This window comes from Amycolatopsis sp. NPDC023774 (genome assembly GCF_040639695.1).
Taxonomy (GTDB): Bacteria; Actinomycetota; Actinomycetes; order Mycobacteriales; family Pseudonocardiaceae; genus Amycolatopsis.
In genome coordinates, this window is sequence record NZ_JBFAAJ010000083.1 from 1 (window position 1) to 1,356 (window position 1,356).

Annotated in this window: 2 rRNA genes (1 of these 2 only partly in view); both read right to left on the bottom strand. The window is 55.7% G+C overall.

The features are described from left to right. Positions 1-3: 3 nt before the first annotated feature. Positions 4-120 (bottom strand): 5S ribosomal RNA (rrf, locus tag AB0F91_RS46740). Positions 121-176: 56 nt separating this feature from the next. Further along, a 23S ribosomal RNA gene (locus AB0F91_RS46745) occupies positions 177-1,356 on the bottom strand; it runs 2,036 nt beyond the window's last position.

Sequence of the window (1,356 nt, forward strand, 5' to 3'; positions counted from 1 at the left end):
TTAGTTCGGCGGCGTCCTACTCTCCCACAACCCTTCGGTTGCAGTACCATCGGCGCTACCAGGCTTAGCTTCCGGGTTCGGAATGGGACCGGGCGTTTCCCTGGCGCTATAACCACCGAAACACTATGAAACACGCGTGGTGTTTCAGAACCGTAGAGTGGATGCGTAACATCTTCGTAGGCAAGTCCTCGGCCTATTAGTACCAGTCAACTCAACAACACATTACTGTGCTTCCATCTCTGGCCTATCAACCCAATCGTCTCTTGGGGGCCTTAACCCACACGGGGTGGGATACCTCATCTTGGAACAGGCTTCCCGCTTAGATGCCTTCAGCGGTTATCCCTTCCGAACGTGGCCAACCAGCCATGCCCCTGGCGGGACAACTGGCACACCAGAGGTTCGTCCGTCCCGGTCCTCTCGTACTAGGGACAGCCTTCCTCAAGTATCCTACGCGCGCGGCGGATAGGGACCGAACTGTCTCACGACGTTCTAAACCCAGCTCGCGTGCCGCTTTAATGGGCGAACAGCCCAACCCTTGGGACCTACTCCGGCCCCAGGATGCGACGAGCCGACATCGAGGTGCCAAACCATGCCGTCGATATGGACTCTTGGGCAAGATCAGCCTGTTATCCCCGGGGTACCTTTTATCCGTTGAGCGACACCCCTTCCACCAGGTGGTGCCGGATCACTAGTCCCGACTTTCGTCCCTGCTCGACATGTCTGTCTCACAGTCAAGCTCCCTTGTGCACTTGCACTCAACACCTGATTGCCAACCAGGCTGAGGGAACCTTTGGGCGCCTCCGTTACTCTTTAGGAGGCAACCGCCCCAGTTAAACTACCCATCAGGCACTGTCCCTGAACCAGATCATGGCCCGAGGTTCAGATTCCCAATTCGACCAGAGTGGTATTTCAACAACGACTCCACAGTAACTAGCGTCACCGCTTCACAGTCTCCCACCTATCCTACACAAGCCGAACCGAAAACCAATACCAAACTATAGTAAAGGTCCCGGGGTCTTTCCGTCCTGCCGCGCGTAACGAGCATCTTTACTCGTAGTGCAATTTCGCCGGGCCTGTGGTTGAGACAGCCGGAAAGTCGTTACGCCATTCGTGCAGGTCGGAACTTACCCGACAAGGAATTTCGCTACCTTAGGATGGTTATAGTTACCACCGCCGTTTACTGGCGCTTAAATTCTCAGCTTCGCCCTCCGAAGAGAGCTAACCGGTCCTCTTAACGTTCCAGCACCGGGCAGGCGTCAGTCCATATACATCGTCTTGCGACTTCGCATGGACCTGTGTTTTTAGTAAACAGTCGCTTTCCGCTGGTCTCTGCGGCCACCCACCCCTAGTCCGCAC